The 19133-nt window shown below is 40.2% G+C and carries 22 protein-coding genes; 8 read left to right on the forward strand and 14 right to left on the reverse strand.

The window, feature by feature from the left end; translation table 11 throughout:
- The first annotated feature begins 11 nt into the window (after positions 1–11).
- The 8 genes from fruA to B0X70_RS10180 all read left to right on the forward strand — a co-directional run bounded on the left by fruA (position 12) and on the right by B0X70_RS10180 (position 8318).
- Positions 12–1709, forward strand: a complete 1698-nt coding sequence (gene fruA, locus B0X70_RS10145; RefSeq protein WP_217471713.1) for a PTS fructose transporter subunit IIBC — start codon at positions 12–14, stop codon at positions 1707–1709.
- A 153-nt stretch (positions 1710–1862) separates the two neighbouring features.
- Positions 1863–2768 carry a GntR family transcriptional regulator YhfZ gene (gene yhfZ, locus B0X70_RS10150; RefSeq protein ID WP_040152551.1) on the forward strand — a complete coding sequence of 302 codons (906 nt, stop codon included), beginning with the start codon at positions 1863–1865 and terminating at the stop codon, positions 2766–2768.
- A 25-nt stretch (positions 2769–2793) separates the two neighbouring features.
- Positions 2794–3153, forward strand: coding sequence for a PRD domain-containing protein (locus B0X70_RS10155; RefSeq protein WP_217471434.1), 360 nt, complete (start codon positions 2794–2796; stop codon positions 3151–3153).
- Positions 3154–3267: 114 nt separating this feature from the next.
- The gene (locus B0X70_RS10160) at positions 3268–4452 is read left to right on the forward strand and encodes a YhfX family PLP-dependent enzyme (protein WP_217471435.1); all 1185 of its coding nucleotides are present in this window, start codon (positions 3268–3270) and stop codon (positions 4450–4452) included.
- 56 nt (positions 4453–4508) lie between these two features.
- A complete protein-coding gene (locus B0X70_RS10165; RefSeq protein ID WP_036775454.1) occupies positions 4509–5399 on the forward strand; it encodes a phosphotriesterase-related protein in 891 nt (296 codons plus the stop codon).
- Between the two features lie 11 nt (positions 5400–5410).
- The gene (locus tag B0X70_RS10170) at positions 5411–5770 is read left to right on the forward strand and encodes a DUF2620 domain-containing protein (RefSeq protein WP_036807627.1); all 360 of its coding nucleotides are present in this window, start codon (positions 5411–5413) and stop codon (positions 5768–5770) included.
- Between the two features lie 10 nt (positions 5771–5780).
- Entirely contained in the window at positions 5781–7136 is a 1356-nt protein-coding gene (locus B0X70_RS10175) for a YhfT family protein (RefSeq protein WP_217471436.1), read from the forward strand.
- Positions 7137–7220: 84 nt separating this feature from the next.
- On the forward strand, positions 7221–8318 hold the full coding sequence (locus tag B0X70_RS10180) for an aminotransferase class V-fold PLP-dependent enzyme (protein ID WP_217471437.1): 1098 nt from the start codon (positions 7221–7223) through the stop codon (positions 8316–8318).
- Positions 8319–8556: 238 nt separating this feature from the next.
- Here B0X70_RS10180 and B0X70_RS10185 read toward each other — a convergent pair whose 3' ends face one another.
- From B0X70_RS10185 to B0X70_RS10250, 14 genes are all read right to left on the reverse strand, one after another.
- On the reverse strand, positions 8557–9252 hold the full coding sequence (locus B0X70_RS10185; RefSeq protein WP_040152564.1) for a helix-turn-helix transcriptional regulator: 696 nt from the start codon (positions 9250–9252) through the stop codon (positions 8557–8559).
- Positions 9253–9397: 145 nt separating this feature from the next.
- Positions 9398–10069, reverse strand: a complete 672-nt coding sequence (locus B0X70_RS10190) for a helix-turn-helix transcriptional regulator (protein WP_217471438.1) — start codon at positions 10067–10069, stop codon at positions 9398–9400.
- Positions 10070–10098: 29 nt separating this feature from the next.
- On the reverse strand, positions 10099–10779 hold the full coding sequence (locus B0X70_RS10195; RefSeq protein WP_214038990.1) for a helix-turn-helix transcriptional regulator: 681 nt from the start codon (positions 10777–10779) through the stop codon (positions 10099–10101).
- Between the two features lie 28 nt (positions 10780–10807).
- The gene (locus tag B0X70_RS10200) at positions 10808–11491 is read right to left on the reverse strand and encodes a helix-turn-helix transcriptional regulator (protein ID WP_217471439.1); all 684 of its coding nucleotides are present in this window, start codon (positions 11489–11491) and stop codon (positions 10808–10810) included.
- Between the two features lie 30 nt (positions 11492–11521).
- A complete protein-coding gene (locus B0X70_RS10205; RefSeq protein WP_217471440.1) occupies positions 11522–12202 on the reverse strand; it encodes a helix-turn-helix transcriptional regulator in 681 nt (226 codons plus the stop codon).
- A 28-nt stretch (positions 12203–12230) separates the two neighbouring features.
- A complete protein-coding gene (locus B0X70_RS10210) occupies positions 12231–12911 on the reverse strand; it encodes a helix-turn-helix transcriptional regulator (protein WP_217471441.1) in 681 nt (226 codons plus the stop codon).
- 28 nt (positions 12912–12939) lie between these two features.
- Positions 12940–13620, reverse strand: a complete 681-nt coding sequence (locus tag B0X70_RS10215) for a helix-turn-helix transcriptional regulator (RefSeq protein ID WP_105397800.1) — start codon at positions 13618–13620, stop codon at positions 12940–12942.
- Between the two features lie 28 nt (positions 13621–13648).
- Positions 13649–14329 carry a helix-turn-helix transcriptional regulator gene (locus B0X70_RS10220; protein WP_217471442.1) on the reverse strand — a complete coding sequence of 227 codons (681 nt, stop codon included), beginning with the start codon at positions 14327–14329 and terminating at the stop codon, positions 13649–13651.
- 30 nt (positions 14330–14359) lie between these two features.
- Positions 14360–15040: a helix-turn-helix transcriptional regulator gene (locus B0X70_RS10225; RefSeq protein ID WP_036807650.1), complete on the reverse strand. Its 681-nt coding sequence runs from the start codon at positions 15038–15040 to the stop codon at positions 14360–14362.
- A 73-nt stretch (positions 15041–15113) separates the two neighbouring features.
- Positions 15114–15308 (reverse strand): hypothetical protein, encoded by a 195-nt coding sequence (locus B0X70_RS10230; protein ID WP_246593487.1) that lies wholly within the window; start codon positions 15306–15308, stop codon positions 15114–15116.
- 30 nt (positions 15309–15338) lie between these two features.
- Positions 15339–16019, reverse strand: a complete 681-nt coding sequence (locus B0X70_RS10235; RefSeq protein ID WP_217471443.1) for a PAS and helix-turn-helix domain-containing protein — start codon at positions 16017–16019, stop codon at positions 15339–15341.
- Between the two features lie 280 nt (positions 16020–16299).
- On the reverse strand, positions 16300–16977 hold the full coding sequence (locus tag B0X70_RS10240; protein WP_217471444.1) for a PAS and helix-turn-helix domain-containing protein: 678 nt from the start codon (positions 16975–16977) through the stop codon (positions 16300–16302).
- 298 nt (positions 16978–17275) lie between these two features.
- Positions 17276–17956: a helix-turn-helix transcriptional regulator gene (locus tag B0X70_RS10245; protein WP_217471445.1), complete on the reverse strand. Its 681-nt coding sequence runs from the start codon at positions 17954–17956 to the stop codon at positions 17276–17278.
- Between the two features lie 45 nt (positions 17957–18001).
- Positions 18002–18694, reverse strand: coding sequence for a PAS domain-containing protein (locus B0X70_RS10250; RefSeq protein ID WP_217471446.1), 693 nt, complete (start codon positions 18692–18694; stop codon positions 18002–18004).
- Positions 18695–19133: the final 439 nt, after the last annotated feature.

Raw genomic sequence — 19133 nt, forward strand, 5'->3', positions numbered from 1 at the left:
GGAGAAGCATGATGAAAACATTGCTTATCATTGATCCTTCACTCGGACTTGCCGGAAGTTATCTGGTGAAAACAATTCTCAGCGCCTCTGCGGAGGAAAACGGACTGATACTAACAGAAGATCCAGCCGAAGCCGATTTGGTGGTCGTGACCGGCAATTGCGTTCCCACCGATAACGCACTGAACGGTAAGCTTGTTTATCTCGGCGATACGGAACAGGCATTGCATGCGCCGAAAGATTTCTTTCAGCAGGCAAAAACCGATGCACAACCGCACCAGATACCGGCAACTGACAGCGGTGGTGATATAAAACGCATTGTCGCGGTTACTGCTTGTCCTACTGGTGTGGCACATACCTTTATGGCCGCGGAAGCTATCGAAATCGAAGCCAAAAAGCGCGGCTGGTGGGTAAAGGTGGAAACCCGCGGTTCGGTAGGGGCGGGCAATGTTATTACACCGGAAGAGGTGGCAAAAGCGGATTTGGTGCTGATCGTGGCAGATATTGACGTAGATCTGGAGAAATTTGCAGGAAAACCTATGTACCGTACCTCCACCGGGCTGGCATTGAAGAAAACAGCGCAAGAGTTTGATAAAGCGCTGGTCGAAGCTAAACCTTTCCAGCCGACAGGGCAGAATAGTATGCAGAATAGTACTAAAAGCGGACAAGGAGAAAAGAATAACGGCATCTATCGTCACCTGTTGACCGGCGTCTCTTATATGTTGCCGATGGTGGTGGCGGGTGGTCTGTGTATCGCGCTCTCATTTGCTTTTGGCATCACTGCATTTAAAGAACCGGGTACATTGGCAGCCGCATTGATGCAAATTGGGGGTGGTTCAGCTTTTGCCCTGATGGTCCCCGTATTGGCAGGTTACATTGCTTTCTCGATCGCTGATCGCCCAGGTCTGACGCCTGGTTTGATTGGCGGCATGCTGGCAACTAGCACCAACGCGGGATTTCTTGGCGGTATTATTGCGGGTTTCCTCGCCGGTTACGTAGCGAAGTTTCTCAGTACCAAGGTGAAATTGCCGCAGAGTATGGCAGCGTTGAAACCGATTTTGATCATTCCGCTATTTGCCAGCCTGATCACCGGTCTGATTATGATTTACGTTATTGGTAAACCCGTCGCCGGTATCATGGCGGGGCTAACGTACTGGCTTTCTAATATGGGGACAACCAACGCGCTCCTGCTAGGGGCTATTTTGGGTGGAATGATGTGTGCTGATATGGGGGGAGCGATAAACAAAGCGGCCTATGCGTTTGGTGTCGGTTTGCTTAGTTCGCAAGCCTATGCGCCAATGGCTGCCATTATGGCCGCGGGGATGGTTCCACCGCTGGCAATGGGGGTGGCGACCCTGATTGCCCGGCAGAAGTTCGATAACGTTCAGCGGGAAAGTGGTAAAGCCGCATTGGTGTTGGGCCTGTGTTTTATCTCCGAAGGCGCGATTCCTTTTGCTGTCCGCGATCCGATGCGAGTGCTCCCATGTTGTATCGTTGGCGGCGCGGTGACGGGAGCGATCTCTATGGCAGTGAGTGCGCAATTGATGGCGCCGCACGGTGGCCTGTTTGTACTGTTGATCCCAGGAGCTATCACACCAATATTGGGTTATTTGATGTCGATTATTATCGGTACCCTGTTGGCAGGATTGATCTATGCACTGCTTAAGCGCCCAGAAATTGAGCGTCCAGAAACGACCACAACTAAAGCATAAAAAACAGAAATTATTAGTTATTGAATTAAACTCATTGAAATTACAGGAAATTATCTACTTATTCGTGACCTCATTCGCATTTTTGCTATTTTCCGATTGTTATTTGCCTGCTTAAATTAGATATAAATACATTCAAAAAAATGAAGAATTATTATGAGTCGCGGTTTGTTAAAAAAAGAGGGGGTTGCTCAGGCGTGTCTGGCGCGTTATCTGCTAGGTGAGCATTGCGGTAATCGGTTGAAGACGATTGAAGAGCTGTCATCTGACTATGGGTTATCTGTTGGGCTAGTTCAGTTTGCATTAAAAAAACTGGAGAGTTCTGGCGCGGTTTACGTGGAACGGCGGGGGCGCAATGGCAGCTATTTGGTTAGTGTGGATCACAAAGCGCTGTTAGCCCATGCTGACATTAGTAACGTGGTTTGTGCGATGCCGCTGCCCTATACCCGATTGTATGAGGGATTGGCGAGCGGCTTGAAAGCGCAATTTGAGGGCATTCCGTTTTACTTCGCCCATATGAGAGGTTCAGATGCCAGGATGGAATGCTTGCGTAGCGGTATTTATGACTTGGCGGTGGTATCACATTTGGCGGCGCAGACTTATCTGGAGCAGGGTGATGTCCGCGTTGTACTTGAATTGGGGCCACAGACCTATGTTGGCGCACACCAACTGATTTATCGCAAAGGGGGTGAACATAATATTCGTCGTGTTGGGCTGGATCATCGTTCTGCCGACCAGAAGATCATGACTGAAGTGTACTTTGCCGGGCAGGATATCACGTTGGTGGATATTTCTTACCACGAGAGCTTGTATAAAGTGGCGAAAGGTGACATTGACGCGGTGATCTGGAACGTTAGCAGAGAAATTGAACTTAGTTCTAGGGAGCTTATCGCAGTGCCGCTCCGTGGAAGCGCATGTTTTATCCAAGCTTCCGAGGCGGTGGTTTTAACCAGAACTGATGACATTCTGATTCAACAACTTGTACGTACTATGGTGAATAAAACAGAGTTGTTGTCCCATCAACAACGTGTATTGGCAGGCCAGCAGGACCCAAGTTATTAATTTGGCATGTAGGGAGGTTCACGAAATGGAAAATCGACTGAATCTACTCTGTCAGGGAAATGTCATTGATAAGGATATCTATGATGGCATGCTACAGGTTGTGGCGCAGCTTGAAAATGATTGGAAAATTCCAGTCAGGAATGCGCTAGGGGAAACAGTAATAACACATATGGCTAATGCGTTGATGCGCTCACGCCGGGGAGAACAAATCAGTTCAATGGATATTGAGCTGTTGATGGAAGTGCGTCAATCGAGTGTTTTTTCTCATTTGCAAGAGATTAACGCTTCGCTGTTGGCACATTTTGACGTGCAATTACATCCCTGTGAGGAGGGGTACCTTCTGGTAAATTTGTTTAGCCTTTGGGCGGCTAAGGGGCAGTGGTAACTCCAACAGAGATGAGGGAAATTTTTTTTTCCATCAAATATTCAAAAAAATGATGATTTAACATCTAGGTTTTTATAGTGGCATTGATCGCCGAAGAAGTACAGGAGGTACAGCATGTTTATGCATGCGCTGAACAAACAAAATCCGGCACTAATTGAGGCAGCCCAGATGTTATGGGCGCAAGGAGCCTTACTACCAGATACTTATGTTATTGACGTTGATCAGGTTTTAGACAATGCCAGACGATTACTTGCGGTAGCGGAGCGTCATGGTATTGCTCTCTATCTGATGACCAAACAGGTTGGTCGTAACGCCTGGTTGGCACGTAAACTGCTAGAACTGGGTTATCAGGGCGTCACTGCGGTGGATTTTAAAGAAGCCAGAGTCTTGATGAACGGGAAGATCCCGGTGACTCATGTAGGCCATCTGGTACAGATCCCTCGCAATATGCTCTCTTCAGTGATGCAACAACATCCGGAAGTGATCACAGTATTTTCGTTAGAAAAAGCGGAGGAAATTTCCAGTCTGGCTCAACGTGAGGGAAATGTGCAACGTATTATGCTGAAAGTCTATGATGATCATGATCATTTATATCCTGGTCAGGAAGCGGGTTTTCATTTATCGGAATTGAGCGCCGTCGTTCAGCGCATTATGGCAATGCCCGGTGTAAAACTGACAGGGTTGACACATTTTCCTTGCTTGTTGTGGCAAGACGTCCAGCAGCAGACACTGCCGGCGCCAAACTTATTTACTTTACTGAAAGCAAAGGACATTTTACGACAGGCAGGGGTTGAGGTGACGCAGATAAATGCGCCGTCGGCGTCAAGCTGTAGCACACTGCCGTTACTGGCAAAGTATGGTGTTACCCATACCGAGCCGGGACATGCGCTAACAGGAACAATCCTTGCCAATTATCGGGGAGAACAACCAGAACGCATTGCTATGCTCTATCTGACAGAAATATCTCACCGATTTAACGGCAACAGCTACTGTTATGGCGGCGGTTATTATCGTCGTGGACGGGCGCATAATGCACTGATATTCCTGCCAAACGGTCAGATCACCTCCACTCGCCTGTTACCGATGGATGACGCCAGTATTGATTACCATTTTCCCCTGAGCGGTGAATTTCCGGTCGGTTGTGCTGTTATGTTGTGCTTTCGCACCCAGATATTTGCTACTCGCAGTGATGTGGCGTTGGTTAGCGGTATTCAGTCAGGACACCCAGTATTGGAAGGGCTTTATGACAGCCAGGGAAACCCTATTCTGATTAATGGAGAAAAAATGACCTGTGAATAGATGCACTTCCATCCTCTTCACCTTCATCCTCTTTTTATCTTCGGACCGTCTTACTTATGACTCAGCAAAACAGAATTGACGCATCTGGCTATACCTATGCGCATGAGCACCTGCATCTCGATTTATCATCATTTAAAAACAACATTGACTGCCGATTGGATCAGTACGACCTGATTTGTGCAGAGATGAAAACACTGGTCAGCTTGGGTGTACACAATATTGTGGAGATGACCAATCGTTACATGGGACGTAACCCACAGTTTATGCTGGATCTGATGCGGGACTCCGGCATTAATGTAATAGTTTCTACTGGCTATTACCAATCTGCCTTTTTTCCTGAGCATGTAGCACATACCACCGCTCGACAACTGGCGGATGAAATGATCACTGAGATTGAACAGGGTATCGATGGTACAACGTTGAAAGCCGGAGTAATTGGGGAAATTGGTTCCAGCAAAGGAGTAATTACGCCTGATGAAGAGAAAGTATTCCATGCTGCGGCTATAGCCCATCTGGAAACTGGGCGGCCTGTTTCGACGCATACGACATTAAGCACGATGGGTTTTGAACAACTGAAATTATTGAAAAAGCACGGTGTAGATGCTGAACGCGTAGTTATTGGTCACTGTGATCTTAAAGATAATCTGGACAATATTTTGCGTATCATTGAGCAGGGTGCCTACATCCAGTTCGACACGATTGGCAAAAACGATTACTACCCGGATGAAAAGCGGATCGCTATGTTAAAGACCTTGGCCCAACGTGGCTTACTTAACCGCGTCATGTTATCGATGGATATTACCCGTCGTTCTCACTTAAGAGCTAATGGCGGCAATGGTTTTGCCTATTTGATCACCACCTTTGTGCCGATGTTAAAAGAGGCTGGATTAACGCAAACCGATATTGATTTGATGTTACGTGATAACCCAACGCTATTTTTCAACTAAAGGAAAAACATATGAGATTTGTTATTGGAGGACAAATTGAGAAAGAAAAAATTGCTGAAACTTTACGCCGTCTGGCCGGGGATAAAGTCTCGTCCATTACCGTGATGGGCGACATAGATGCCGCGATAGCGCTTAAGAGTGGTAATGCGGATTACTATTTGGGGGCCTGTAATACAGGTGGAGGCGCTTTGGCGATGGTAATTGCTATTGTTGGTATTGATAAATGCGCGACCATCAGTATGCCAGGCAAGATCCTGCCTGATGAAGAAATTATTGCCCATGTTAACGCGGGGAAAATCGCATTTGGTTTTACTGGTCAGGATATAGACGCGGTTATTCCAGTTGTTATCGGGGCTATTTTTTCTTCATGAGGACAGGAAAATGGAATATGAATTTTTCACTCGTTTAATGGAAATTGATCCATTTAAGGCCGGTTTGTTAGCGGTGATCGGTGGAATATCTGCCATGATGGCTAACCGTGGTATTGCGGTATTTCATGATGGGCTACGTCCTTTAATGCCGGAACATCTGGAAGGGCGTATGAATCGTAAAACCTTGGCGGCCACCAGTTTTGCCCTAAGTTTTGGTCTGGTTATCGGCTTTGGTATTCCGTTCTCGCTGACCGCCCCGATTATTTTGGTGCATAGTTTATTATTGGGAACCGATGTTATTGGTACCTGGTGTGCAAACAGTAAAAAAGGTTTCATACTTTCCGCTATCTTGGGGGCGCTATATGCCGTTGCCCTGATGACCGGTTTACGATCTGTTGTCGATATCTTTGCCCATTTGCCGGTTAATTTCATGGGCAACCTGAGTAAAGTCGGCGATCCTATCGTGGCCTGCTTTGCACTGTTTCCTGCGATTGTGGTGGCCTATCAATATGGATATGGCAAAGGAATATGGGTGCTGATTGCGACATTGGTGGGGTATATCACGACGAAAGCCGTAGGATCATTGAGTTTTGGCGGCGCCCTGAGCAAACCGGTGCAATTGGACCCTAACGGGATGGCCCTACTGATTTCGATGATAGTAATGTTCTATTTTGCTATGAAACAGCGTGCACCCAAAGCTGGCGAGGGATCTGCTTCGGCCAAAGGCGCGAACGAGATGCTGGTTGGATTATTTTCCACGCGGATACAGCGTATTCAAAATAACATCTGGTTGCTGGTATTCAGTGGAGGATTGACCGCTGTAGCGGCTTCGATGTCGCTTAGTCTGCTGGCGGAAGGGCCGGTATCACTGCAACTGATGGCGCAGGGGGAAGGGGCTAACGCTATGCTGGTGGCGCTTGCCAGAGCTATCAGCTTTGTGCCGTTGGTTGGTATGACCGCCATTGCTACAGGGGTTTATAGCCCGGTCGGCATGAAATTTGTATTTGTCGCGGGATTAGTGACCAATAATCTGTGGATTGCCTTCATTGCTGGCAGTGTGATTATGTTTATGGAAATCAAACTACTGGCAAGAATTGCTATCTGGTTGGATAAATATCCTGGCGTTAAAGCTTGTGGTGAACATATTCGTACCGTCATTACCCGCATGTTGGAAGTTGCCCTATTGGTGGGGGGAATGATGGCTTCCAATGCCATTTTGCCGGGCATGGGCTTCATGGTGGTGGCGGGCATTTATTTACTCAACCGCACGGCTAAACGTCCTTTGGTTGAAATGGCGATTGGGCCTATTGCAACGATTGTGGTGGGTGTACTAGCTAACATCATCTATCTGGTGGGCATCAGTTAATTGAATTAATTTCCCCTTTATTTTGTGATGATAAAAATAGAGGGGGGGAATTTAGGGAAAACAGATAGTGCGAGAGAACAGATATTGAACACATATCCATTACCAAGTCTGAGCATGGAACAGGCGCAGCACAAACAGTTTCGTTTAGTTGATATTATTTGCCGCCATTTTCCCGGTGCGGATTTTCTCACCACCGGAGATTTAGGGCTGGTGCCGGGATTGAATCGGCCACAAGTGACACAACGTGTTGAACAGGTTATCGCAGATTTCTTTTCCGCCGAAGCGGCTGTATTAGTGCAAGGGGCGGGAACCGGCGCAATACGTTGTGGGCTGGCGGCATTACTTAACGCGGGCGATAGCCTGCTGGTTCATGATGCGCCGTTATATCCTTCGACAGCGGTTACTGCCGAGCAAATGGGTTTGCATCTGGTACGGGCCGATTTCAATCAATCTGAACAAATCCGAGCTGCGATTTTGCAACATTCGCCGGTGGCGGGGTTAGTACAACACACGCGACAGAAAATTGATGATGCTTATGAATTGGCAGAAGTTATATCACTGCTAAATGCTACATCACTACCGGCTCTGGTTGACGATAACTATGCAGCCATGAAAGTGGAACATATCGGTTGTGAATGGGGGGCTGCGTTATCGGCCTTCTCCAGCTTTAAACTGTTTGGTCCGCAAGGTGTTGGTGTCGTAGTCGGCCAGCAAGCGGCAATAGAGCGCATCCGGCGTAATATGTATTCCGGTGGCAGTCAGGTACAGGGATTTCAGGCATTGGAGGTATTACGTGGATTGGTATTTGCCCCGGTGATGCATGCTGTACAGGCTCAGGTGAATGAAACATTAGTGGTCCGGCTTAATCAGGGAGTTATTCCACAGGTAAAACGGGTGCTTATCGCCAATGCGCAATCGAAAGTATTGCTGGTGGAGTTTTATGATGAGATTGCCGAACAGGTACTTCATGTTGCTCATAAGCTTGGTGCGCTGCCTTATCCGGTGGGCGCCGAATCGAAATTCGACATACCGCCGCTGTTTTACCGGTTGTCCGGTACATTCCGTCAGTCTGATCCCTCGTTAGAGAAACGGATGATAAGGATAAATCCCAATCGAAGCGGTGCTGAGACAGTGATAAGGCTCCTGAGTCAAAGCTGTGCACAGGCCGTCGCCTTGCTGTAATAAAAGGCTAAAATAGAGGCAGAAGATTGTTCTGGATGCAGCAACATCCGCCACAATCGGCGGTATATATCGTCTGTCATCCAAAATATGTGCAATATTTTCTGAGTATGGGGAAATCGATATCAAGGCTTATAAACCTTGAATTAATGTAAAAGTCGGCGATATCATTAATTGCATTCCTAATTATCAATAAAATTAATCAATGAGGTGAGTAACAGTTAATAGTAAAATAAATCACTTATAATATAAAATGGCCTATAGATAGAAAATACCTTGGCGGCATATAGAGGTCATAGCCATTCTCTTTGCAAAGTGCTCGTAACTCTGTCAGTGAACTGACCGATAATTTTTCGTAGATACTTTCAAAATGTTTTTCCACCGAATGGCATGAAACATTCATTTCAATGGCCGTATCATTATTATTCATACCGCAGCAAAATAGAAAAATAACCACCCACTCTTTCTCATTTAGTAAATCATTAGGTGGTCTGGGACAGGCAGATATTGGGGTATTATTCTTAATATAATGGGACACTGTGAAGTGTTCTATTTCTCTGGCATGGGAAATGATGCCCATACATTGATTATCTTCCCCCATTAATGGGTATTTCTCGCAAAAATAGGATTTAGGCGGTCGACCATTACCTTGAGGATAAGTGCCGACAGAGCATACTCGTTGCATACATTCTAAGACTCTGCGATCGTGTTCTTTAAAATAATGGGCGAAACCATTAACTGGTGTTGGTAATTCATAATCGGTATACCCGATAACATTAAAGTTTTCCGGTAACTTATTGGCTTTAATAAACTTGGTATTTGCGTACATAAAACGCGATTCCTTATCTTTTACAAACCAAAGATCAGGGCTTTTGTCCCATATATGTGTAAATTGAGGCGTAATCAAAGGGACTTCTTTTAATCCTGATTTATTCATAAATATCCTTTAAGATAATTATTGCTTTTTTAAACTATTGGATGGAAATTTTCCGTTGAAAAAAGCCTATTTCCATAGGGCCGTATATTTTATCAATAAATAATTAACAAAGGTAGTGTGTAGAAACTGGGAAATAATACGTAATCTAAGACAATAAAAACCTTTCTGGGATGTAATGGTTAAAGTTGTTGGCACGGCAATATTCTTCCAACTGCTGACTAGAGTGAATCCCGATTTTACGATATATCCTTGCCGTATGCTCTTCAACCTCACGATAGGCGATATTCAATATTTCCCCGATCTGTTTTCTAGATTGCTTCTGTAAGAAGAGAAAGATAATATCCCACTCCTGTGGAGTAAAAAGATCAGAAGGTGGTTGGAGTAGAATGGATGAGGGTAATTTATCATAATATTGGTATAGGTAGGTCAATGAATACTCCTTGGCTTGCCACATATGGTACATAATTCCCATACAATTACCATTGTTATGATAAAGAGGCAGTTTCTCACAGAAATAGGATGACAGAGTTTGCCCTTGTCCAAATACATGGGTTTCAAATGAACAGACTCTTTCGCCTTTAGCCATGACATTTTTATCGTGGATAATAAACTCCTTGGCGAACTCAGCGCCATCCCAAGGCAGCTCATGATCATAAAGCCCTTCATAATCAAACGACTCTTTAAAATTATGAATAAATTTCTTTGTAGCTGGATTACCGTAGATAAAGTTTGAAGAATTATCCTTTATTCCCCACGGTTCATTGCTTATTTCCATTGTATTAATAACTTGAAGTGATATTGCATTGTTCTTCTTCATATCAGTAACAATCCCTTCTAATCTAAAGGTTAAAGAAGCATTCTGGTTTTGGGATGGACAAAACTTTTTGGCATATAGAGATCATAATCATTGGTGCGACAATACTCTTCCAATTGGTAACTAGAGTGAACACCGATTCTTTCATATATTCGTGCAATATGGGTTTCAACAGTACGGTGGGAAATACTTAACATTCTACCGATTTGTTTACTAGTATACTTTTGTAGCATGAAGAAAATAACATCCCATTCCCGTTGAGTAAAGAGATCGGTTGGTGGCTGAAATAATATAGATGCCGGCAGTTTTCCATGAAATAGCCGGATAAATGAAAAATCCTGAGCTTGCCAACCATGATATATAATGCCCATACAGCTCCCGTTTTCATGATAAAGAGGATATTTTGCAAAAAAGTATGATGACAGAATTTGTTCTTTTCCATGTACATGTGTCTCAAGTGAACATATTCTTTTTTCCTGTTTCACTACTTTTCTATCATGGGCCATGTATTCTTTTGCAGATTCGGCTCCATCCCAGGGCAATTCATGCTCATAAAGCCCCTCATAGTCAAAAGAACTTGAAATATTTTGAAGACGCTTACATGCCCGATTGACATAAATATAGCGTGTATTTTCATCCTTTATTCCCCACGGCTCATTACTTTGCTCCATTGTATTAATAACTTGAGGTGATATTACATGGTTGTTTTTCATATTGATAGAACTCCTTTTAATCTAATGGTTAAGGGAACATTCTGCTTTCTGGATGCACAAATCTTTTTGGCATATAGAGATCATAATCATTGGTACGACAATATTCTTCTAATTGATAACTAGAGTGAACACCAATCCGTTTATGTATACGCGAGATATGGGTTTCAACCGTACGATAGGAAATATTTGACATTCTACTGATTTGCTTACTGGTATACTTTTGTAGCATGATGAAAATAATATCCCATTCCCGTTGAGTAAAGAGAGCGGTTGGTGGCTGGAACATAATATTTATTGGTAATTTTCCATGAAAGAGTCGAGTGAATGAGAAATCCTGAGATTGCCAGCCATGATATATCGTTCCCATACAGATTCCGTCTTCATGATAAAGAGAGTATTTTTCAAAAAAATAAAAGGAAAGAATTTGTTCTTTTCCAAATGTACATGTTATAAGTGAACGTACTCTTTCTTCTTTTTCTATCACTTTTTGAGCATGAGCTATGTACTCTTTGGCGAATTCGGCTCCATCCCAGGGCAATTCATGATCATAAAATCCTTCATAATCAAATGATTCTTTAAAATTATGAATGAATTTTTTTGTAACTGAATTATCGTAGATGAAATTTGAAGAACTACCCTGTATTCCCCACGGTTCGTTGCTCATTTCTATTGTGTTAATAATCTGAGGTGATACTGCATAGTTCTTATTCATATTAGTAACAATACCTTTTAATTTAAAGAATTAAGGAAACGTTCTACTTTCTGGATACACAAACCTTTCTGGTACATAGAGATCATAATCATTGGTGCGACAATACTCTTCCAATTGGTAACTAGAGTGGACACCAATCCGTTTGTATATACGCGAGATATGATTTTCAACCGTACGGTAGGAGATATTTAAAATTCTACCGATTTGGTTGCTGTTATATTTTTGTAAAAAAAGGAAAATAACATCCCATTCTCGTTGGGTAAAGAGATCGGTCGGTGGCTGGAACATAATATTTGCTGGCAATTTTCCACGAAATAGCCGGGTGAATGAGAAATCCTGAACTTGCCAACCATGATATATCGTTCCTATACAACTTCCGTCTTCATGATAGAGAGGGTATTTTTCAAAAAAATAAGATGACAGAATTTGTTCTTTAAAAAATTTATGAGTTACAAGCGAACATGTTCGTTCTTCTCTTTCCATTACAATTTTATCATTGGTCATGTACGCTTCAGAAAATTCGGCACCATCCCAGGGAAGGTCATAGTCATAAAGACCTTCATAGTCAAAGGAGCGTGAAATATTTTGAACACGATTACATGCCTGATTGGCATAAATAAAGCATGAGTTTTTATCTTTTATTCCCCAAGGCTCGTTACTCAGCTCCATTGTATTAATAACTTGAGGTGATATTACATGGTTATTTTTCATATTAGTAGAACTCCTTTTAATATAATGATTAAGGGAACATTCTGGTTTCTGGATGTACAAATCTTTCTGGTACATAGAGATCATAATCATTCGTGCGACAGTATTCTTCCAATTGATAACTGGAATGAGCTCCAATTCTTTGGTATATGCGTGAGATATGATTTCCAACAGTACGATAGGAAAGATTTAACATTCTACCGATTTGCTTGTTGTTGTATTTTTGTAAAAAAAGGAAAATAACATCCCATTCTCGTTGGGTAAAGAGATCGGTCGGTGGCTGGAACATAATATTGGCTGGCAATTTTCCACGAAATAGCCGGGTGAATGAGAAATCTTGAGCTTGCCAGCCATGATATATCGTTCCTATACAGCTTCCGTCTTCATGATAAAAAGGATATTTTTCAAAAAAATAAGATGAAAGAATTTGTTCTTTTCCATGTACATGTGTTATAAGCGAACGCATCCTTTCTTCTTTCTCCATCACCATTTTGTCGTGAATCATGAATTCCTTAGCAAATTCGGCTCCATCCCAGGGAAGGTCATAATCATAAAGCCCCTCATAGTCAAAAGAGATTGAAATATTTTGAACATGTTTACATGCTTGATTAGCATAAATAAAGCATGAATTCTTATCCTTTATTCCCCACGGCTCATTACTTTGCTCCATTGTGTTAATAACCTGAGGTGAGATGACATAGTTCTTTTTCATATTAGTAGAACTCCTTTTAATCTAATGGTTAAGGAAACATTCTGCTTTCCCGATGCACAAATCTTTCTGGTACATAGAGGTCATAATCATTTGTACGACAGTATTCTTCCAATTGATAACTGGAATGAACACCAATTCTTTGGTATATGCGTGAGATATGATTTTCAACCGTACGATAGGAAAGATTTAACATTCTACCGATTTGCTTGCTGTTATATTTTTGTAGAAAAAGGAAAATAACATCCCACTCCCGAGGAGTAAAAAGATCGGTCGGTGGCTGGAATATAATAGATGCTGGTAGTTTCCCACGAAATAACCGGGTAAATGAGAAATCCTGAGCTTGCCAACCATGAAATATCGTTCCTATACAACTTCCATCTTCATGGTAAAGTGGATATTTTTCACAAAAATAGGATGACAAAATTTGTTCTTTTCCAAATGGATGTGTTTCAAGTGAACATATTCTTCCTTCTTTTTCTATCACTATTTTATCTTGAATAACATGTTCTTTAGCAAATTCGGCTCCATCCCAGGGAAGGTCATAATCATAAAGCCCTTCATAGTCAAAAGAGCTTGAAATATTTTGTGCGTGTTTACATGCTTGGTTGACATAAATAAAGCATGAGTTTTTATCCTTGATTCCCCACGGCTCATTACTTTGCTTCATTGTGTTAATAACCTGAGGTGAGATAATATAGTTCTTTTTCATATTAGTAGAACTCCTTTTAATTTAATGGTTAAGGAAACATTTTGGTTTCTGGATGTACAAATCTTTTTGGCACATAGAGATCATAATCATTAGTGCGACAATATTCTTCCAATTGATAACTGGAATGAACTCCAATTCTCTGATATATGCGTGAGATATGATTTTCAACAGTACGATAGGAAAGATTTAACATTCTACCGATTTGCTTACTGGTATACTTCTGCAATAGGAGGAAAATAACATTCCATTCCCGTTGAGTAAAAAGATCGGTCGGCGGTTGGAACATAATATTGGCTGGCAATTTTCCATGAAATAGCCGAGTGAATGAGAAATCCTGAGCTTGCCAACCATGATATATTGTTCCCATACAGCTTCCGTCTTCATGATAAAGAGGGTATTTTTCAAAGAAATAAGATGACAGAATTTGCTCTTTTCCAAAAGTATGTGTTAAGAACAAGCATACTCTTTCTTCTTTTTCCATCACCTTTTGATCATGAGCGATGTACTCTTTGGCGAATTCGGCTCCATCCCAGGGTAATTCATGGTCATAAAGCCCTTCAAAGTCAAAAGAACATGAAATATTGAGAAGACGTTTACATGCCTGATTGACATAAATGTGGCATGAGTTTTTATCCTTTATTGCCCAAGGTGAATTACTTTGATCCATTGTGTTGGTAATCTGAGGCGATATTACATAGTTCTTCTTCATATCAGTAAAAGCTCCTTTGTAACTTAAGTGTTAAAGAAACATTCTGCTTTCTGGATGCACAAACCTTTCTGGTACATAGAGATCATAATCATTGGTGCGACAATATTCTTCTAATTGGCGACTAGAGTGAGCACCAATGCGTTTATATATACGTGAAATATGGGTTTCAACCGTACGATAGGAAATATTTAACATCCTACCGATTTGCTTACTGGTATACTTTTGTAACATGAGGAAAATAACATCCCATTCCCGTTGAGTAAAAAGATCAGTCGGTGGTTGAAATAATATAGACGCCGGAAGTTTTCCATGAAATAAGCGAGTGAATGAGAAATCTTGGGCTTTCCATGCATGGAGAAAGATACCGATACATTCGTTCTCATCATTATAAATTGGATATTTTTCCGAAAAATAAGATGATAGAAATTTATCTTTCCCATATGTATGTGTTTCAAGTGAGCATATTCTTTTCTCTTGTTTCATAACATTCTTATCGTGAATAACGAATTCTTTGGCAAATTCAGCACCATTCCACGGAAGTTCACTATCATATTTCCCTTCATAATCAAATAAATCTGGGAGATTTTGGATTTGCCTAAATGCCAAATTGCCAAAAATCCAACATGAGTTTTTGTCTTTGATTGCCCAAGGCTCATTGCTTTGCTGCATGGTATTAATCACTTGAGGCGAAATAATTAATTCATTTTCCATGTTATTACTCCTATTTTTCTGGCCTTAAAATTAGATTTTCGATGTTTGATCTTATCATCAATTCAACTCATGACTATCCCATAGCTTGGGATAATGAATGATCATAAAATTCTTCATAGCTAAATGGTTGTTTAAAACCACGAGTAAGTTTTTTTGTCGCTGAATTACAGTAGATAAAGTTCGAAGAACTATCCTGTATTCCCCACGATTCATTGCTCATTTCTATGGTGTTAATAATCTGGGGTGATATTGCATAGTTCTTTTTCATATCAGTAAAATCTCCTTTATAATCTAAGCGTTAAAGAAACATTCTGCTTTCTGGATGCACAAATCTTTCTGGTACATAGAGATCATAATCATTGGTGCGACAATATTCTTCTAATTGGCGACTAGAGTGAGCACCAATGCGTTTATATATACGTGAAATATGGGTTTCAACCGTACGGTAGGAAAGATTTAACATTCTACCAATTTGCTTACTGGTATATTTTTGTAACAGGAGGAAGATAACATTCCATTCCCGTTGAGTAAAAAGATCGGTCGGTGGTTGGAATAATATAGATGCCGGAAGTTTTCCATGAAATAACCGGGTGAATGAAAAGTCCTGAGCTTGCCAACCATGAAATATGGTTCCCATACAGCTTCCGTCTTCATGGTAAAGAGGATATTTTTCACAAAAATAGGATGACAGAATTTGTTCTTTCCCAAATAGATGCGTTTCGAGTGAGCATATTCTTTTTTTTTCTTCCATCACTATTTTATCTTGAGTCACGTGTTCTTTAGCAAATTCAGCACCATTCCAAGGAATTTCATCATCGAAAAGCCCTTCATAGTTAAAAGAACTTGGAACATTATGAAGAGATTTTAATGCCAAATTAACATAAATAAGGCATGAATTATCATCTTTTATTCCCCAGGGATCATTACTTTTCTCCATTGTATTAATAACTTGAGGTGAAATAATTAGTTTATTATCCATTGTTATTACTCCTTTTTTCTCTAATCTTAAAATTCGATTATTAATCTTGTAATTACTTTAACTCACAACTACTCAATAACCTAGGATAATTCATGATTATAGAACTCTTCATGATCAAAAGTACGAATAAATTTTTTGTAGCAGAATCGTCGTGGATAAAGTTCGAAGAACTATCCTGTATTCCCCACGGTTCATTGCTCATTTCTATGGTGTTAATAATCTGAGGCGATATTACATAGTTCTTCTTCATATCAGTAAAAGCTCCTTTGTAATATAAGAATTAAGAAAATATTCTGATTTCTGGATGCACAAACCTTTCTGGTACATAGAGATCATAATCATTCGTACGACAATATTCTTCTAATTGGTAACTGGAGTGGACACCAATTCGTTTATATATACGTGAGATATGGGTTTCAACGGTACGGTAGGAAATATTTAGCATCTTACCGATTTGCTTATTAGTATATTTGTGTAACAACAGAAAAATAACATCCCATTCTCGTTGAGTAAAGAGATCAGTAGGTGGCTGGAATATAATAGATGCTGGCAGTTTCCCACGAAATAGTCGGGTGAATGAGAAATCCTGAGCTTGCCAACCATGATATATAATTCCCATGCAGTTACTATCATGGTAAATAGGTGACTTTTCAAAAAAGTAAGATGATAGAATTTGTTTTTTCCCATATGTATTAGTTTCAAGGGAACATACTCTTTCTTCTTTTTCCATCACCTTTTGATCATGAGCTATGTATTCTTTGGCAAATTCGGCCCCGATCCAAGGTAGTTCATGATCATAAAGCCCTTCAAAGTCAAAAGAACATGAAATATTGAGAATACGTTTACATGCCTGATTGGCATAAACAAAGCATGAATTCTCATCTTTTATTCCCCAAGGGTCATTACTTTGTTCCATTATATTAATGATTTGAGGTGAAATAATTAATTTATTGTCCATATTATTACTCCTTTTTTCTCTAGCCTTAAAATCAGGTTTTTGCTGTTTAATCTTATAATCACTTTAACTCACGACTGTCCCATAACTTAGGATAATTCATGATTATAGAACCATTTATGATCAAATAGTTGTGTAAAAGTATGAATAAATTTTTTGTAGTAGAGTCATTGTAAATAAAGTTCGAAGAGCTATTCTGTATTCCCCACGGTTCATTGCTCATTTCTATGGTGTTAATATTTTGAGGTAATATTGCATAGCTCTTTTTCATATTAGTAAAAGCTCCTTTGTAATCTAAGTGTTAAAGAAACATTCTGCTTTCTGGATGCACAAATCTTTCTGGTACATAGAGATCATAATCATTTGTGCGACAATATTCTTCCAATTGACGACTAGAGTGAACATCAATGCGTTTATATATGCGTGAGATATGGGTTTCAACGGTACGGTAGGAAATATTTAACATTCTACCGATTTGCTTACTGGTATATTTTTGTAATAGGAGAAAAATAACATCCCATTCCCGTTGAGTAAAGAGGTCAGTTGGTGTTTGGAACATAATATTGGCTGGCAATTTTCCATGAAATAGTCGGGTGAATGAGAAATCCTGAGCTTGCCAACCATGATATATCGTTCCCATACAGCTTCCGTCTTCATGATAGAGAGGATATTTCTCAAAAAAATAAGATGACAGAATTTGTTCTTTTCCAAAAGTATGTGTTAGAAGCAAACATACTCTTTCTTCTTTTTCCATAACTTTTCGATCATGATCTATGTATTCTTTGGCAAATTCGGCCCCATCCCAAGGTAATTCGTGTTCATAAAGTCCTTCAAATTCAAATGAACTTGAAAAGTTCTTAAGAGATTTTAATGCCAGGTTACCATAAATAAAGCATGAGTTTTTATCCTTTATTCCCCAAGGATCATTACTTTGCCTCAATGTATTAATAACTTGAGATGAAATAATTAATTTATTATCCATGTTATTACTCCTTTTTTCTCTAGCCATTGATATTTAATCTTATAATCAATTTAACTCTAAACTACCAAGAGTGACGAATCTTGCTGGGATATAAAGATCAAGTTTATTTTTTCTACAGAAATCTTCCAATTCTGCATGTAGTGGCAAATTAAATTTTTGGTAAATCGATTGAATATGATTAACCACATCTTCGGTACTTATCATTAACTCTTCACCGATTTTATCTTCATCTAATGAGCGCAGGGTCAGAAAGAGAACTTCCCATTCAGTTTGCGTCAATTTGTCATTAGGGGCGATAAATTCCAACGTTGCCGGAGGAATTTTTTCATGGTAGTAAGCAGTAGAAAAGTTTTGGGTTTTGCACATATGAAAAATGATCCCAATACAATTGCCATCTTCATCACAAAGTGGGTATTTATTACAAAGATAGATTTGTTTAATCTTATGTTCTTCAAATGGATGCGTTTCCAGTGAACTAACGCGTTGCATTGTTTGAATAACTTTTTGATCCTGACTGTGGCATTCTTTTTCATATTCTGCAATAGGTGAAGGTAATTCACCTGTTGAAAGCCCGCTAATATCGAACTCTTCCGGCAAATTGAGTAGTTGATAAAAGGCGGAGTTGGCATAAATGAATCTTGATTGGAGATCTTTAGCTCCCCAAGGTTCATCACTGTTTTCCCACATATGAATTAATTGTGGAGTGATATTGTTAGGTCTGTTTTTTATATGTTGCATTGGTGACTCCTGAACGATTATTTCGGTTGTTATCTGACATGTTTGCTAACTAATTATACTTAGAATGCCTTGGTAATATAATAGAATATAATAACTTGCTCGTCAAAATACATATATTTATTAATTAAACCTTTTATTGTTAAACAATGAGACTTTTAACATTAATGAATATAACGTAAAGTACTATTTTGTATGGAAACATTTTAATTTGATTACTAAACAGTAAAATTAATGAATGGAATTTTTAAGTCATAATTAATTAAGTGATGTAGGTCAAAAACTTTCTGTCATTAACCGAAGTATGAAAGAGTGGTTGTTATAACGATGACCGGTAATAGAATGAAATAGAAGGTGTTATCTTTGGAGCAGAATAAAGGCGAAAAAATGGCATTTAATCGGAATAATATTCGATCAATTAAAGAATGCTTTTTAAACGGCA

The sequence above is a fragment of the Photorhabdus akhurstii genome, from assembly GCF_019090985.1.
GTDB lineage: Bacteria > Pseudomonadota > Gammaproteobacteria > Enterobacterales > Enterobacteriaceae > Photorhabdus > Photorhabdus akhurstii.

Coding starts and splice junctions, on each gene's coding strand:
- fruA (WP_217471713.1), top strand. CDS start 12: ATGAAAACATTGCTTATCATTGATCCTTCACTCGGACTTGCCGGAAGT.
- yhfZ (WP_040152551.1), top strand. CDS start 1,863: ATGAGTCGCGGTTTGTTAAAAAAAGAGGGGGTTGCTCAGGCGTGTCTG.
- B0X70_RS10155 (WP_217471434.1), top strand. CDS start 2,794: ATGGAAAATCGACTGAATCTACTCTGTCAGGGAAATGTCATTGATAAG.
- B0X70_RS10160 (WP_217471435.1), top strand. CDS start 3,268: ATGTTTATGCATGCGCTGAACAAACAAAATCCGGCACTAATTGAGGCA.
- B0X70_RS10165 (WP_036775454.1), top strand. CDS start 4,509: ATGACTCAGCAAAACAGAATTGACGCATCTGGCTATACCTATGCGCAT.
- B0X70_RS10170 (WP_036807627.1), top strand. CDS start 5,411: ATGAGATTTGTTATTGGAGGACAAATTGAGAAAGAAAAAATTGCTGAA.
- B0X70_RS10175 (WP_217471436.1), top strand. CDS start 5,781: ATGGAATATGAATTTTTCACTCGTTTAATGGAAATTGATCCATTTAAG.
- B0X70_RS10185 (WP_040152564.1), bottom strand. CDS start 9,252: ATGAATAAATCAGGATTAAAAGAAGTCCCTTTGATTACGCCTCAATTT.
- B0X70_RS10190 (WP_217471438.1), bottom strand. CDS start 10,069: ATGAAGAAGAACAATGCAATATCACTTCAAGTTATTAATACAATGGAA.
- B0X70_RS10195 (WP_214038990.1), bottom strand. CDS start 10,779: ATGAAAAACAACCATGTAATATCACCTCAAGTTATTAATACAATGGAG.
- B0X70_RS10200 (WP_217471439.1), bottom strand. CDS start 11,491: ATGAATAAGAACTATGCAGTATCACCTCAGATTATTAACACAATAGAA.
- B0X70_RS10205 (WP_217471440.1), bottom strand. CDS start 12,202: ATGAAAAATAACCATGTAATATCACCTCAAGTTATTAATACAATGGAG.
- B0X70_RS10210 (WP_217471441.1), bottom strand. CDS start 12,911: ATGAAAAAGAACTATGTCATCTCACCTCAGGTTATTAACACAATGGAG.
- B0X70_RS10215 (WP_105397800.1), bottom strand. CDS start 13,620: ATGAAAAAGAACTATATTATCTCACCTCAGGTTATTAACACAATGAAG.
- B0X70_RS10220 (WP_217471442.1), bottom strand. CDS start 14,329: ATGAAGAAGAACTATGTAATATCGCCTCAGATTACCAACACAATGGAT.
- B0X70_RS10225 (WP_036807650.1), bottom strand. CDS start 15,040: ATGGAAAATGAATTAATTATTTCGCCTCAAGTGATTAATACCATGCAG.
- B0X70_RS10230 (WP_246593487.1), bottom strand. CDS start 15,308: ATGAAAAAGAACTATGCAATATCACCCCAGATTATTAACACCATAGAA.
- B0X70_RS10235 (WP_217471443.1), bottom strand. CDS start 16,019: ATGGATAATAAACTAATTATTTCACCTCAAGTTATTAATACAATGGAG.
- B0X70_RS10240 (WP_217471444.1), bottom strand. CDS start 16,977: ATGGACAATAAATTAATTATTTCACCTCAAATCATTAATATAATGGAA.
- B0X70_RS10245 (WP_217471445.1), bottom strand. CDS start 17,956: ATGGATAATAAATTAATTATTTCATCTCAAGTTATTAATACATTGAGG.
- B0X70_RS10250 (WP_217471446.1), bottom strand. CDS start 18,694: ATGCAACATATAAAAAACAGACCTAACAATATCACTCCACAATTAATT.